This is a genomic window from Marinobacter changyiensis, from assembly GCF_009193265.1.
In the GTDB taxonomy this organism is placed as follows: Bacteria; Pseudomonadota; Gammaproteobacteria; order Pseudomonadales; family Oleiphilaceae; genus Marinobacter; species Marinobacter changyiensis.
This window is the reverse complement of record NZ_VZZZ01000001.1, coordinates 770,888-785,585: the sequence shown is the minus strand read 5'-3', so window position 1 is coordinate 785,585 and position 14,698 is coordinate 770,888. Positions and strand designations below refer to the sequence as shown.

Annotated in this window: 11 protein-coding genes; 8 read left to right on the top strand and 3 right to left on the bottom strand. The window is 57.2% G+C overall.

The window, feature by feature from the left end; genetic code table 11:
• The first annotated feature begins 67 nt into the window (after positions 1–67).
• Both F6Y09_RS03790 and acnA read left to right on the top strand, forming a co-directional pair.
• The gene (locus F6Y09_RS03790) at positions 68–1,852 is read left to right on the top strand and encodes an ABC transporter ATP-binding protein (RefSeq protein ID WP_246180345.1); all 1,785 of its coding nucleotides are present in this window, start codon (positions 68–70) and stop codon (positions 1,850–1,852) included.
• A gap of 183 nt (positions 1,853–2,035) precedes the next feature.
• Positions 2,036–4,798, top strand: a complete 2,763-nt coding sequence (acnA, locus tag F6Y09_RS03785; RefSeq protein ID WP_152205563.1) for an aconitate hydratase AcnA — start codon at positions 2,036–2,038, stop codon at positions 4,796–4,798.
• Here acnA and F6Y09_RS03780 read toward each other — a convergent pair.
• On the bottom strand, positions 4,785–7,223 hold the full coding sequence (locus tag F6Y09_RS03780; protein ID WP_152205562.1) for an ATP-binding protein: 2,439 nt from the start codon (positions 7,221–7,223) through the stop codon (positions 4,785–4,787). The genes acnA and F6Y09_RS03780 overlap by 14 nt on opposite strands.
• Entirely contained in the window at positions 7,210–9,021 is a 1,812-nt protein-coding gene (locus tag F6Y09_RS03775; RefSeq protein ID WP_246180286.1) for a sensor histidine kinase, read from the bottom strand. Before F6Y09_RS03775 ends, F6Y09_RS03780 begins: the two co-directional genes overlap by 14 nt.
• A gap of 108 nt (positions 9,022–9,129) precedes the next feature.
• Between F6Y09_RS03775 and F6Y09_RS03770 the strand changes: the two genes are divergently transcribed.
• Genes F6Y09_RS03770 through F6Y09_RS03745 form a run of 6 tightly spaced genes read left to right on the top strand, consistent with a single transcriptional unit; the run spans position 9,130 to position 13,084 of the window.
• Positions 9,130–10,824, top strand: a complete 1,695-nt coding sequence (locus F6Y09_RS03770; protein ID WP_152205561.1) for a diguanylate cyclase — start codon at positions 9,130–9,132, stop codon at positions 10,822–10,824.
• Between the two features lie 12 nt (positions 10,825–10,836).
• Complete coding sequence (locus F6Y09_RS03765) at positions 10,837–11,028, top strand: hypothetical protein (protein WP_152205560.1); 192 nt, start codon at positions 10,837–10,839, stop codon at positions 11,026–11,028.
• Complete coding sequence (locus F6Y09_RS03760; protein ID WP_152205559.1) at positions 11,021–11,416, top strand: response regulator; 396 nt, start codon at positions 11,021–11,023, stop codon at positions 11,414–11,416. Before F6Y09_RS03765 ends, F6Y09_RS03760 begins: the two co-directional genes overlap by 8 nt.
• A 2-nt stretch (positions 11,417–11,418) precedes the next feature.
• A complete protein-coding gene (locus F6Y09_RS03755; protein WP_152205558.1) occupies positions 11,419–11,739 on the top strand; it encodes a DUF2288 domain-containing protein in 321 nt (106 codons plus the stop codon).
• 21 nt (positions 11,740–11,760) lie between these two features.
• A complete protein-coding gene (locus F6Y09_RS03750) occupies positions 11,761–12,132 on the top strand; it encodes a PA4575 family protein (protein WP_152205557.1) in 372 nt (123 codons plus the stop codon).
• A 43-nt stretch (positions 12,133–12,175) separates the two neighbouring features.
• Positions 12,176–13,084, top strand: a complete 909-nt coding sequence (locus F6Y09_RS03745) for a LysO family transporter (protein ID WP_152205556.1) — start codon at positions 12,176–12,178, stop codon at positions 13,082–13,084.
• A 17-nt stretch (positions 13,085–13,101) separates the two neighbouring features.
• Here the strand turns inward: F6Y09_RS03745 and F6Y09_RS03740 are convergent, their stop codons facing one another.
• Complete coding sequence (locus F6Y09_RS03740) at positions 13,102–14,673, bottom strand: Na/Pi cotransporter family protein (protein WP_152205555.1); 1,572 nt, start codon at positions 14,671–14,673, stop codon at positions 13,102–13,104.
• Positions 14,674–14,698: the final 25 nt, after the last annotated feature.

The window sequence follows — 14,698 nt, the reverse complement described above, 5'->3', positions numbered from 1 at the left end:
GGCAGGAGGAGTATTGGAGTCAATTGATAAAGCCGGCAAGGTGCCGCCAGTAGCGAAGGTCTCCGGTGTGGAAACCAGGGGTTACAATTGGAAGACCATCGCTGCGCTGGCTCTCAAGCACCGGCCCCGGTTGGTGCGGGCCAACATTCTTGCCATCCTGGCGACTCTGGTCAGTGTGCCCATCCCGTTGCTGTTACCGGTTCTGGTGGATGAGGTCCTGCTTGATAAGGCCGGTCCCGTATTGCCGGTCATGCAGTCGCTATTACCTGCGGCCTGGCATGAGCCTGTGGTTTACATCGGATTGATGGTGATAGCGGCGTTTCTTATGCGGCTGGCTGCGCTGGGCTTCAACGTCATGCAGTCACTGCAATTTTCAAAGATTTCCAAGGACGTGGTGTTTCGTATGCGCTCGCGGTTACTCGGGCGTATACAGCACGTTGCCATGTCCGAATACGAAACCCTGGGTTCTGGCGCAATCAGCAGTCATTTCATCACCGACCTGGATACCATCGACCAGTTCCTCGGCAGCACCATCAGCCGGTTTCTGGTGGCCAGCCTGACGGTGCTGGGCACTGCCATTGTGTTGCTGTGGGTACATTGGCAGCTGGCGCTGCTGATTTTGCTGTTCAACCCGCTGGTGATTTTCATCACCACGATCATTGGCAAGCAGGTCAAAGAGCTCAAGCGCAAGGAGAACAGCGCCTATGAGGTATTCCAGAGCGCCTTGTCAGAAACCCTGGACGCTATTCACCAGCTGCGGGCCGCCAATCGGGAAGGGCATTATTTGCAGCATCTGATCCGCCGGGCCCGGGATGTGCGGGACCACGCCGTGCAGTTTGAATGGCGCAGCGATGCCGCCAGCCGGGCGAGTTTTGCCTTGTTCCAGTTTGGAGTCGACGCCTTCAGGGCGGCCGCCATGGTGGCGGTGTTGCTCAGTGACCTCAGCATCGGGATGATGTTTGCGGTGTTTGGCTACCTCTGGTTCATGCTGACTCCGGTCCAGGAAATGCTCAACATGCAGTATGCCTTTTACGCTGCCAACGCAGCCCTGGCTCGGATCAACCGGCTGCTGGAGCTCAAGCAGGAGCCTCGTTATCAGGCACTCGAGAATCCGTTTCGGGGCCGCCATACGGTCAGTGTCACGCTGAGGGATATCCATTTCCGGTACAGCGAGGATGAGGACATCCTGCGGGGCATCAACCTGCACATCGAAGCCGGCGAGAAAGTCGCGGTGGTGGGGGCCAGTGGAGGTGGCAAGTCCACCCTGGTGCAGGTACTTCTGGGCATGTATACCCCGGACCGGGGTGAAATCCTGATCGACGGTGTACCCTTGCAGCGAATCGGTTTGCCGTGTCTGCGAGAGCACGTGGCGACGGTTCTGCAGCATCCCGCCTTGTTCAACGATACCTTACGTCAGAACCTGACACTCGGTCGGGATGTGCCGGAAGCCAGCCTGTGGGAAGCCTTGCAAATTGCCCAGCTGGATCAGACCGTGGCGGCCATGCCGAACCGGCTGGATACCTTGGTGGGCCGACAGGGCGTCAGGTTATCCGGTGGCCAGCGTCAGCGGCTTGCCATTGCGCGCATGGTGCTTTCGAACCCCTCGGTGGTGATTCTGGATGAAGCGACCTCGGCGTTGGACGCGGAAACCGAATTCCAGCTTCATAAAGCGATGGAGTCTTTTCTGGAAAACCGGACCACTCTGATTATCGCCCATCGATTGAGTGCGGTTAAACGGGCGGACAGGGCGGTGGTGTTTGAGGATGGCCGCATTATTGAAGAAGGTCATCATGATAAGCTGATTGCCAGCGCGGGGCTTTATGCGCAACTCTACGGGGATCGACAAAGCTAGGGTCTGGCAGACCCATTCATCGGATCAATAAAGAACATTCACCGGGCAATGGTTGAAGTCCTGTGAATAGCTGCGATAGTTAAGACAGGCTTCATATCCGGGAATCGTTCAACCAACCTGTCTGCATTATCGGCGACCGGCACTGCCCCGGGGTTCCCTGACTCACCTTTACAGGAGGCGAACATGTCTAACGAAACGCTCAGCCATGATAGCTACAAGACGCTGAAAACCCTGGACGTGAACGGCAAGACCTTCCATTACTACAGTCTGCCCGAGTCTGCCAAGCACCTCGGAGACATTGACAAGTTGCCGTTTTCCCTCAAGGTTCTGCTGGAAAACCTGCTCCGTAACGAAGATGGCACCACCGTTGATGAGTCCCATCTCAAAGCCATGGCACAGTGGCTGGAAAAGCGTCATTCCGATACCGAGATCCAATACCGTCCCGCCCGTGTTCTGATGCAGGATTTCACCGGTGTGCCAGGCGTCGTGGATCTGGCGGCGATGCGCAACGCAATGAAGGAAGCCGGTAAAGACCCCGCCCTGATCAAACCTCTGTCGGCGGTGGATCTGGTCATCGACCACTCGGTTATGGTGGACCATTTTGGCGATGCCTCAGCGTTCAGGGACAACGTGGTGATCGAGATGGAGCGCAACCAGGAGCGTTATGAATTTCTCCGTTGGGGGCAGCAGGCTTTTGATAACTTCCGCGTGGTGCCACCGGGCACCGGTATCTGTCACCAGGTGAACCTGGAGTATCTGGGCCAGACCGTCTGGACCAAGGAACAGCAGGGCAAGACCTTTGCGTTTCCGGACACATTGGTAGGCACCGACTCTCACACCACCATGATCAACGGCCTCGGTATCCTTGGCTGGGGCGTCGGCGGTATTGAGGCAGAAGCCGCGATGCTGGGACAGCCGGTATCGATGCTGATCCCGGAAGTCGTCGGTTTCAAGATTACCGGCAAGCTCCGTGAAGGCATCACCGCCACCGATCTGGTGCTTACGGTCACAGAAATATTGCGCAACAAAGGCGTGGTCGGAAAATTCGTCGAATTCTATGGTGACGGGCTGAAGGATATGCCGGTAGCGGACCGGGCAACCATCGCCAATATGGCGCCGGAATACGGTGCCACCTGTGGCTTCTTTCCGGTCGATGATCAGACCCTCAACTACCTTCGCCTGACCGGTCGTGAAGACCAGCAGATTGCCCTGGTTGAAGCCTATGCCAAGGCCCAGGGCCTGTGGCGGGAGCCCGGCCAGGAGCCGTCCTATACTGAGAGTCTGTCACTGGATATGGGCGATGTGGAAGCCAGCCTGGCGGGCCCCAAGCGTCCGCAGGACCGGGTGGCGCTCAAGGATATGAAATCCACCTTCGAGCTGCTGATGAGTCAGACGGACCAGGCGCCAAATAATCAGCGCGACGCCAGTATGGTCGCAGAAGGCGGACAGTCTGCCGTCGGTATATCCGAAAGTTATGAGCACCACACCAGTCAGGATATCGAGCTGGTGGGCGAGACGCTCCGTCTGAACCCGGGCGCAGTGGTCATTGCGGCAATCACCTCCTGTACCAATACGTCTAATCCCAGTGTGATGATGGCCGCCGGTCTGGTGGCCCGCAAGGCGCTGGAGAAAGGGCTGGAGGTGAAACCATGGGTGAAAACCTCGCTGGCGCCGGGCTCCAAAGTGGTGACGGAATATCTCAAGGCCGGTGGCTTCCAGGACGATCTGGACAAACTCGGTTTTAACCTGGTGGGCTATGGCTGCACTACCTGTATTGGTAACTCGGGTCCCCTGGCGGAACCGATCGAGAAAGCCATTAACGAGGGCGATCTGGCGGTGGCCTCAGTGTTGTCCGGTAACCGCAATTTTGAAGGCCGGGTGCATCCGCTGGTCAAAACCAACTGGTTGGCATCGCCACCGTTGGTGGTGGCCTATGCGCTGGCGGGTAATGTGCGTCTTGATCTGAGCACTGAACCCCTGGGTGAGGGCAAGGATGGCAAGCCGGTCTACCTCAAGGACATCTGGCCATCACAGCAGGAAATTGCCGAGGCGGTGGAAAAAGTCAAAACCGACATGTTCCGTACCGAATACGCCGCAGTCTTTGACGGTGATGAAACCTGGCAGGCCATCAAGGTACCCGAGAGTAAAGTGTATGAGTGGTCCGAAACGTCCACCTACATCCAGCACCCACCGTTCTTTGAAGGCATGGGGGCCGAGCCGGAGCCGGTAGAGGACGTTAAGGACGCGCGCATCCTGGCCATGCTGGGAGATTCCGTCACCACGGACCACATCTCGCCAGCCGGCTCAATCAAGGCTGACAGCCCGGCGGGCAAGTACCTCCAGGAGCACGGCGTCATGCCGAAAGACTTCAATTCCTATGGCTCACGCAGGGGCAACCACCAGGTGATGATGCGCGGCACCTTTGCCAACGTGCGCATCCGGAATGAGATGCTGGATGGCGTTGAAGGCGGCATGACACGCCATGTGCCCAGCGGCGAAGAAATGTCGATTTTCGACGCTGCCATGAAGTACCAGGAGGAGGGCACGCCGCTGGTGGTCATTGCCGGCAAGGAATACGGGACCGGCTCCAGCCGGGACTGGGCCGCCAAGGGCACCCGGTTGCTGGGCGTAAGGGCTGTGGTGGCGGAATCCTATGAGCGCATCCACCGCTCCAACCTGATCGGTATGGGTGTTATGCCGCTGCAGTTCCAGGACGGTGCCAGCCGTAAGTCCCTCAAACTGACCGGTGAAGAAACCATCAGTATTACAGGCCTGGCTGGTGATGTTCAGCCCGGGGCGACACTGGAAATGACGGTGACCTACCCTGACGGCAAAACTGAAACCTGCAAATTGAAGTCACGGATCGATACCGCCAATGAAGCGACCTATTTCAAGCACGGCGGTATCCTGCACTATGTGCTGCGGGAGATGATCAAGGCTGCCTGAGAGGCAGCTCAATCCAGAATGTTGATCCGGTGCCGGCACTGGAGCGGAATCCGACGGCACCTTCCATTCTCTCGATGAGTTCCCGGGTTATGGCCAGTCCAAGCCCGGTGCCGCCACCGGTGCGGGTATTCGAGGTGTCCGCCTGCGCAAATTTTTCGAAAATCCGGGGTTTGAACTCTTCCGGAACGCCCTTCCCGAAGTCGGTCACCTCGATAATCACCGTGCCATTGCCTTGCTTCAGTGACACCTCCACTCTGCCCTGATCGGGGGAGAACTTCACGGCATTGGAAAGCAGGTTGCCAATGGCCTGCGTTAATCGGTGAGGGTCAATGTCGGCACAGAGCCCTTGCGGTAACTCATCATGGCAGATAGATATGCCGCGTTTGGCGCCATAATCCCTGAAATTTTCCAGGGTTTGGTGTAGCACTTCAGCCAGTGGCTGTATGCGAGTATCGAATGCCATCTTGCCGGCTGCCAGTTTTTCAATGTCGAGCAGATCGTTGACCAGGTGGGTAAGCTGTTGGCTGTTGCGGTTGGCGATTTCAAGCATTCCCCGGGCCTTGTCGGTCAGGGGGCCGGCGACACCAGACGCGAGCAGGTTGAGGGAACCGGCTATGGAGGTCAGGGGGGTGCGAAGTTCGTGGCTGACGGTAGCGACAAACTCACTCTTGAGCCTTTCCATTCTCTTGCGTTCGGAAATGTCCTTTATCAGCGACCAGATCAGCGGTTCGTCGCCAGCCTGCTCAACCAGAACGCCCTGAATGAGGATGGGAAACCGGGTCCCGTCCTTGTGTATGAACTCCTGTTCAATGGGGCCATAACGACCGCACTCTTTCAAATCAATGGCCGCCTGATGTTTCTTGCTTTCGTATTCCCGTGGCGTTACGTCCCAGTATTCCATGGCCATGAAGTCAGACCGGGAGTAACCGGTGAATTCCAGGAGTGCTGCGTTTACATCCCGGTTGCGTCCGCTGTAGAAACCGGTGAGTAAAATGCCGATCGGTGACAGTTCAAAGAACGCCCGCAGTTGCTGCTCACTCTCCTGAAGAGCCAGCTGGGCGCGTTTTTTCTCATCGATGTTGGCAATGAATCCGTGCCAGATCGAACTACCGTCGGGGCGGTGCTCCGGTGTGGCGCGGCCCTCGACCCATTTCCATTCCTCACTTGATTTCCTGACCCGATACTGGCACTCCCAAACACTCAGCAAGTCCTGGGATTGCTGGATGGACTCTGCCACTCGGGCAATGTCGTTCGGATGGATAGCTTTGAACGCACTACTGGCGTCGTCCTTGACAGCCTCAGGTGAAACACCATAGATGTTGTATATGCCTTCGCTGCTGTAGGGGAACCTTGACCGGCCGTCCTGATACCGCTGGAACTGGTAAAGCATTCCAGGCACGTGAACCGATAGTTTTTTCAACGTGTCTTCGTGGACCTGTTGCTGGAGGAGGGCGGCAATCCACTGGGCCAACCCCACGATGAAAAGGCGGTCCAGGTCTGCAAAGGGTGTCGTCCTTGGTAAAACCGAAGAAAAATTCAGGGTGCCGAACAATTTGCCACCAAACTCTATTGGCGCTGCAATGTAGCTCTCCAGGCCCAGCTCGGTATAGCAGGGTTGATTCCGGTATTCGGACCTGGCCATATGGCTGATCGCCAGGTGATCGCGTTGTTCGAGCATCAGGGCGCAATAGGTCTGCCGGACCGGCATTGACAGCTCGACCTCCAGTGTTGAATTCTCCGGCGCCCTGAACCATCGGATGGTGTACATCTCTTCGTTGATTTCGCTGACGATGCCTGTTTCCAGTCCCAGGTGGTCTCGGCCCAGGTCCAGAGCCATGGCTGTCTTCTGTTCCAGGGAACCGGTTGCATCGACGGAGAGCCTGTTGAGCGCACTCAGAATTCTGGTCTTTTCCAGCTGTTCCTGGCGGGATTTTCGCGCCTCGAAATCGTTGATCTCGTCTTCAACACACCGGGCAAGCTCCTGGAGCAGTTCTTGCTGGTCAGGGTCGAGCGAGCGGGGGCGGGTATCAATAATGCAGAGGGTACCGAGGCGGTAACCCTCATGATTATGGAGCAGCGCGCCGGCGTAGAAACGTATGTGGGGCGGGCCGGTGACGAGGGGGTTGTCGACGAAACGGGAGTCTTTGTGGGTGTCTTCAACAACTAAAAGATGGTCGCTGAGAATGGCGTGACCACAAAAGGATATGTCCCGCGGCATCTGATTGGTATCAAGGCCCTGGCAGGATTTGAACCATTGCCTTTTTTCATCGATCAACGACATCAGGGCAACAGGAACGCCGAAGGCCAGTTTCGCCATTCGCGTCAATCGGTCAAGGCGCTCCTCCGGTGGCGTATCCAGCAGGTTCGTGTTTTGGAGAGCGAGGAGCCGTGCTGACTCATCGCCCGGAGTTTCAGGTACTTTCATCGGTTTGCTCCCGTGTCGAACCTGCTTCTCGGGACATAGGGATGTCGACCCAGAAATGCGCGCCGTGATCATTGTAATAGCCCACAACACCATCCATCAGTCTTGCCAGCTCATCACAAATAGCGAGCCCCAGGCCGGTACCTTTGACCGACCGGGCGGTGCCGGTCTCGGCCTGAGCAAATCGTTTGAAGACGCTGGCGGCAAAGGAATCCGGCACCCCGGAGCCCTGGTCACTGACGATGATGCGGGCCCACCCCGGTGAATGAACGTCAGCGGTTACCCTGACAACTCCTCCCCGGGGGGAAAACTTGATGGCATTGCTGATGAAATTGTCGAGAATTTGTCGCACTCTGTGCTTGTCGCAAAGCAGGTCCAGGGAGACACTTGCCTCGGATTCGAGTCGTATCCCATGCTCGGCAGCCATTGTGACATTATCCGCGATGGTAGCGTCCAGCAGTGGTTTGAGTGCCTCTGCCTGAATGCGGACTTTGAGACTTCCATCCGAAAGCTTATTGAAATCCAGCAGGTCAGAAATCAACAGTTGCAAGCGGTCCCCATTTCTCAGTGCGAGATTGGTCATTTCCAGGCTTTTGTCGTTGAGCGGGCCGATGGTGCCGGAGGACAGTAATTTCAGGGCGCCGGTCAGTGACGTGAGTGGCGTGCGCAGCTCGTGACTGACAGACGACATGAAGTGTTCCTTGAGTCTGGCCAGGCTGTCCCGCTCCTCAAGCAGTCTGTTGAAGGCACCGGCCAGGCTCTTGAGCTCTGGAAGGCCGGTTTCTCTCAGACGCATCGCGGAGTCGGGATGTTCTGCCATGCGCTGTATTTGCGCGGTCATCCGGTCCAGTGGTGACATGGTGGATCTGACCAGGAGGTAGCTCAAGACAGCCAACGCCAGGGTGATCAATATACTGATACTGGAAAACCGAATAAAGGATTGCCTGGCAGGTGTCGTTGCCTGGTCATAGGGTACGGCGCGGACGAAGATCCATCCCAGTCTTTGCAGGTGAGTGGTGGCGTATATGAGCGTCTGGCCCTGCAGGTTTTCTACCTGGCCAAAGGTGATGCCAGACAGCGCGGCGTCGGTCAGGGGATCTACCCCCGGTGGTGGCAAGGGTGTGAGGCGCTGTGAGCCTTGTCCAGAATCAACATACAGAAAATTTTTGGTATCGATGATTTTTTCAATGCTCTGGGAACTGTGCCTGCCGGTTTGGTGCGGCGCCGGCAGCAGGCTGGTCTCGCCCAGATCCAGAATGCCGCCAACAAAGCCCAGCAAATCCTGGTTGTTGGTTTCAATCGGCGCCAGAAACGACAGCAGGGGTTTGCCGGTGGTTCGTCCGATAAGGGGCTTGCTGACCAACGGTCGCCGGGTTTTCAGCGCCTCCTGGAAGTGGGGACGGTCCAGGTACTGGGTGCCAATGCGATCGGAAACGTAGATGTTTTCGGCTAAGGCGCGCGCCTTCTCATCGAATACCACTATACCGGCCGGCAGCAGTTCCCGAAGCATTGTCTGGTGCCCCAGGGCTACCGCCAGATCGACCGGGTCGGGCAGGTGATCGCTGCTGGCAAGTTGAGCTGCAAAGGCGGAGAGAGCGTTTAGGCGGAGCTGAAGTTTCTGGTCGACCTGCTCTGACGTTCTCTTGGCCTCCAGTATCTGGCGCTGGATCAGTAAATCTTCGAAATCCTCAACCAGGGCCTGATAAGCGGTGGATACGATGGCGGCAAGGGTTAACAGGCTGCCTATGATGATGATCAGAGCCACCCGGCTGCCGAGGGAAAGGAATTTGCCTGACCGCAATGAGGTTCCTCGCTGTTGCGTTTTGCAGGAGAATGTTTTGTGATGAACCGGGAGAGTAGCCCAATTCAAGTGGTTGTTTCAGCAAAATTTTGAGGTGTCGGACATTTTATGGGCAGAACTTCACAAGCAAGTGTCGCAGACAAACTTGCTCGCTTGCGCCTGAGTTTTCGTAAGAAAGCGGAAGGCGAACTCGATGAGTTGACGGTAACTGCTTCCCGTCTGGCTCGTGGTGGTCAGCCACGGCCTGGCAGTATAAAAGACATTGCATCTGCTTACAGCATATTGCACCGGCTGGCAGGTTCTGCCGGGACCTTTGGGTACACCGCTCTGGGTGATCAGGCCCGTCGGCTCGAGCAACGCTTGAAACCGATGGCGGAACGGCGGCCCCCCGACACGAATAAGCCCTTGGGCTTTCCGGAAGAGCATGCGCAACAGCCGCTCGACATTATTGTTGAGATAGAAGGCCTGCGCTCGCTGCTTGATGTAACGGACGAGCCGGTGAAGGGTATTCTTGAGCACCCGTATTCGAGTGACCCGAGGAGCGAACCAACACCGGACATTCACGTTATTCTGTGTGGACTCCGGGACGAAGCGGCGGATTTTCTGGAACACGCGCTCTCCAATTACGGATTTTTGATATCGAGAATGGATGTTGATTCCCTGTCACTGAATGGGAAACCGGGAATGTCAGCGGTAGTGACCAGTGAAGACACGCTTGTCGAGGTGTCGAGGGTACTGGGGGCGCTTGAATGCGCAGGCGGCGCATCCAGGCCTCCGCTGTTGTGCGTAGGGCGCCAGGATGATTTCAAAAGCCGGTATTTTCTGGCTGATGCGGGTGCGGACGCGTTTTTTCCAGAGCCGATTGATGCACCGCAACTGGCAGAAAGGATCGAGCGGCTGGTCAATGAGCAGAATGAGTCCGTTTCCGGGAAGATACTGATTCTGGACGATGACGAACATCTGGTCGCCCATTACTGCACCGTCCTTGAAAATGCCGGTTTTCGCGTCAAAGCAATCAGTGATCCGGAAACAGTCCTTTCCGAGCTGTCGGAGTTTCGGCCGGATATCATGCTTCTGGACGTGCGTATGGGCGCCTACTCGGGAACCACAGTAGCGAAGCTGATCCGCTTTGAGCCAGAGTGGGTGAGCCTGCCTATCGTCTATCTCTCATCTGAACAGGACAAACATGTTCAGCTCGAAGCCCTGGCAAAAGGGGCGGATGAGTTCATGACCAAACCGGTTTCTGACGACTACCTTGTGCGGACAGCTCAGATACGGTGTTATCGTGCCCGGCAGCTGAACGAACTCCTGATAAAGGACAGTCTTACGGGACTGCTCAAGCATTCGGTCATCAAACAGGAGGTCGAGAACGAACACGCAAGGTGCCAGCGAATGTCACATGTGTCGTCAGTGGCGATGCTGGATCTTGATCACTTCAAGGCGGTGAATGATCAGCATGGTCATCGAACGGGCGACATCGTCATCAAGGCACTTGCCAACCTGCTCAGAAATCGCCTGCGCTCAACAGACCAGATAGGGCGGTATGGGGGAGAAGAATTTGCCGTGATTCTTCCGCAATGTACAACCTGTGAAGCACAGAAAGTGCTGACCCAGATCTGTAACGCCTTTTCGGATATATCGTTCGCCACCGCTGATGGAGACCTGTCAGTCACCCTCAGTGTCGGGATTGCTGCGCTGGATGCATTTGACTTCGGTAGCGATGCTCTCGATGCTGCCGATCAGGCGCTGTATGAGCGCAAGACTGCCGGCCGAAATGGCGTAACCGTTTTCCATCAGGTTTGAAACGCGACCTTTATGAAAGCACTGATTCTTGAAGACGACGTATTGCTGGCCGACCTGATAGAAACGTTGGTGGACGGGCTCTATCCGGACAGTTGCGCGACCGCCGCATTAGTGGTGGATGAAAAGAGCCCCAGCGAGAAGTGTTTGCGTTTGTTACGCAGGTTGGTTCTGAGCGACCATAGCACGGAGAGTCATGATGGGTAGGCAAACGGAGGAACTCCAGCGAATCCTTTATGTGGAGGATGACGCGGACATCAGGGCAGTAGCCGAGCTGGCTCTGGAAGCTGTGGGCGGGTTCACGATCAAGAGCTGCAGCTCTGGCCAGGAAGCACTCCTTGAAGGCCCTGATTTTGCGCCCGACCTGATCCTTCTGGATGTCATGATGCCTGGCATGGATGGTCCGTCGACCTTCCACGCCATGCAGGAGATCCCCGCCTTGAAAGGTACGCCGCTGGTATTCATGACGGCCAAGGTGCAAACTGAGGAAATAGCGTTCTACAGGGAACTGGGGGCTGTTGAGGTGATACCCAAGCCATTCGACCCCATGACTCTGGCGGACCAGATACGAAAAATATGGACGTCCAAGGTTTGAATATGACTATCCGAGAATCTCCGGAAGAACTCAAAAAAAAACTGAATCTGGAAACCTCCATCATCTGCTGGCGGGATCTGCAAATCTATTATGCCCGAGGTCATGTGGTCCGGGTGTCGCCTGAACTTGATTTGCTGGATGTTGCGCTTGAGCTCACCGCCGATAACAAAGAGCAGTTTGAGCAGTGGATGACAGCTGACCAGGTAGGGGATGTGCCGCCTCCGCTGGCGCAAGCCTGGTACGATCGCAATGTCGAGCTTTGGGCGGTAGTGGTTGCTCCCTGGGTACTGGTTCAGGACAGAACCGGCGCCGCCTTGCATTAATCCGAAATCAAAGAAGCCTTGATGAAGCTGCATTATTTTCACGGGCGTGGCCCGCTACGCGAACTGGTATTGACCCGTCGGGACCGGCGCGTCGAGCTGCACGTAAAAAACGTTGGTGGTGAGATCTGGGCTTTGGTCGCCATGAGCGGCTCCGATGAGCGCCAGCCAGAGCGCCAACGTTGCCAGGGCCCCTATCACAGTGCCGCTCAGGCTGAGGCCGCGTTGCGCGGTGTTGCCGGCACCTTGCTGGGCCAAAGTTACGAAGCCCAGCCGGGTGAGCATGCGGTCTGGTCCGTCTCCGCTCAGCGGCTTGCCCGCACCATACGGAAGGACAGGGATGCCAATGCCGGCGATTATCAGTTTGATCCGGACCAGCACGAACCCATCGGTTAAGCCGTCCCTCTAATGCGCCTTTTACTATCACTCCGAGGTTTCAATGCTAACCGGTGCCTTGCTGATTCTTGTGCCGTTGTTTGTGGGCTTTGCTATCGCGCTTGAGAACCGCAACGTCATGACTGCAATCCATCACAGCGTTGATGGACTGGTCTACTTCATTCTGGGCCTGCTCGGCCTCGGGCTTGGCCAGATGGAGGGGTTATGGCAGCAGCTCGGGGGCATGGCCGTTCAGGTGCTGGTGCTGGCGTCTGGTTTGCTGGCAGCGAATATGGCGGGGCTCTGGTTCTGGCATCGCTGGCAACCGATGGCGATTGAGCCGCCGGCCGCCACCGGAAAGGCCAGCTATCAGCGTCTGTTTCTCGCCGCATTAAAGCCATTGGGCGCTGTGGTAGCGGGTTTGCTGCTCGGGTATTTTCTACTTCCGGAACTGCCTTTGGTGGAGGATGCGGCCACCTGGGCGTTGATGTTGCTGCTGTTCCTGATCGGTCTTCAGTTGCGCAATGCCGGCCTGTCATTGCGGCGCCTGCTGCTGAACCGCCAGGGCATGGGCGTTGCCCTCAGCCTGGCATTAAGCTCTCTGGTGGCCGGGGTGCTGGTCATGCCGCTGCTGGCATTGCCGTGGCACGACACTCTTGCCCTGGTCTCGGGCTTTGGCTGGTATTCGCTGTCCGGGATCGTGGTAGGAGAAGCCTTGGGCCCGGCCTGGGGTGGGGTTGCCTTTCTGAATGATGTGCTACGGGAAATTATCGCATTGGCGATTATTCCTGTGATTATCAGCCGGCGGCCAGCCATGGCAATTGGCTATGGCGGAGCCACCGCCATGGATTTCACCTTACCGATAATCCGCAGCAGCGGCGGGCTGGCTTGCGTGCCGGTCGCCATCGCCTCGGGTTTCGTGCTGTCGTTTATTTCGCCGGTGCTGATGGGCCTGTTCCTGTCTCTCGGTTAAGAGCGCGGGCGCCGGCACTATGACAAGGGGAATCGGGTACAGGCTTTTAGCCACTGGTCTTTCAGGCGTCGTGAGCCGCTGAGGGCATCCAGAACGATATCCGCATCATCCACCGATAACTTCTGTTCCACCACCATGGTCAACAGGGCCGACTTCAGCAACTGGTACACCTCCTCCGCACGGACGTTGATCGCTGTATAATCTGCGTCGGGCTCTTGCGCTGCGCGCAGGGTATCGAAATAAGCCGTCAGATCAGACGCTACCTCTGCCAGCTTGGGTGAACTGCCCTGATTCCGCAGTGTCAGCAGGTCTTCCGCCTGGATAGCAGCTTCTTCGTAATAACGGACTGACCGAATACTTGCGGTTAGCTGGGCGACCAGTTCCGGCGAGAGCTTCTCACCACGAACCTTCCCGACAAAGAGGGTAATGGCGTTTCCCAGTTGCCGGATGGCTTCCACTGGTCCACGGATATGCTCCGGTTTGAGGCCTTCACGGTTCAATACCGCACGCAGCAGCCCTTCTACCAGATTGTGCAGCCGCTTCATTTCCTGTCCCAGTGCTGCCACCGCCAACTCTGGCGTTTTCACCAGGGTATTGTCCAGGTACCGGGGCCGGGCGTTGTCTTCCTCGGCGCTGTGAAACAGACGCTCAAGCTGCCGTGCCAGTACTCTGGTCAGTGGCAACATCACCACGACACCAAGCACATTGAACAGCGTATGAAACATGGCCAGGAACACCACCGGGCCGGGTTCCAGATCCAGCCAATCTGCCAGCCTTGCGATAAACCACAGCATCGCAGGCAGGATGGCGAGAGCTATCAGCCCGGTGATGGCGTTAAACAGGATATGTCCGATGGCGAGGCGTTTGGCACTGGCGGTGGCTTTCAAAACGGCGAAGGCGGCCGTGGATGTGGTCCCCAGGTTGGCTCCGATCACCGCCGCCGCTGCGGCATCCAATGCCAGCAGATTACCGGCGGCTGCCGTCAGGATAATCGCCAGCGCGGCACTCGAGGACTGTGTCATCAAGGTGGCGACAAAACCCATAGCAATGAACATGGGCCAGCCGTAGTGCTCGGCAAACAGCGTGTCCGCCTCCAGGTCGCCGGTGATGCCACTGAACGCGGCCTGCAACAACGCCAACCCCAGGAAAAACAGGCCGAACCCGGCCAGGGCGTCGCCGAGAGATTGCCAGCGCTGACGATTGGCAACCAGGCGTAACCCGACACCGATAGCCAGAATGGGCAAGGCAAAGTTCTCAATCTTGAAGCCGAACCCCACCAGACTGACCAGCCAGCCGGTCATGGTGGTGCCCACATTGGCGCCGAATATCACTCCCAGCGCGCGCTGCAAGGAAAGCAATCCAGCGTTGACAAAACCGATGGTCGCAACGGTAACCGCGCTGGATGATTGCACCAGGCCGGTTATCAGGACACCGGCACCGACGCCCCGCAGGGGTGTTCGGGTCCAGCTGCCCAGAAGCGTCCGCAATTGCTGCCCTGCAAACGCTTTGAGGCCGTCCGTCATCATCTGCATGGCCAACAGGAACAGCGCAAGGCCGCCGGCGGCCTGGAATACCAGTTCGGTGCTCAATGCCTTCCTTCCCTGTAGCCGTGCT

What these genes read in the sequence shown, in the direction of transcription:
- F6Y09_RS03745 (WP_152205556.1), top strand. Translation starts at nt 12,176, where the DNA reads ATGCTAACCGGTGCCTTGCTGATTCTTGTGCCGTTGTTTGTGGGCTTT.
- F6Y09_RS03755 (WP_152205558.1), top strand. Translation starts at nt 11,419, where the DNA reads ATGACTATCCGAGAATCTCCGGAAGAACTCAAAAAAAAACTGAATCTG.
- F6Y09_RS03760 (WP_152205559.1), top strand. Translation starts at nt 11,021, where the DNA reads ATGGGTAGGCAAACGGAGGAACTCCAGCGAATCCTTTATGTGGAGGAT.
- F6Y09_RS03765 (WP_152205560.1), top strand. Translation starts at nt 10,837, where the DNA reads ATGAAAGCACTGATTCTTGAAGACGACGTATTGCTGGCCGACCTGATA.
- F6Y09_RS03780 (WP_152205562.1), bottom strand. Translation starts at nt 7,223, where the DNA reads ATGAAAGTACCTGAAACTCCGGGCGATGAGTCAGCACGGCTCCTCGCT.
- F6Y09_RS03770 (WP_152205561.1), top strand. Translation starts at nt 9,130, where the DNA reads ATGGGCAGAACTTCACAAGCAAGTGTCGCAGACAAACTTGCTCGCTTG.
- acnA (WP_152205563.1), top strand. Translation starts at nt 2,036, where the DNA reads ATGTCTAACGAAACGCTCAGCCATGATAGCTACAAGACGCTGAAAACC.
- F6Y09_RS03750 (WP_152205557.1), top strand. Translation starts at nt 11,761, where the DNA reads ATGAAGCTGCATTATTTTCACGGGCGTGGCCCGCTACGCGAACTGGTA.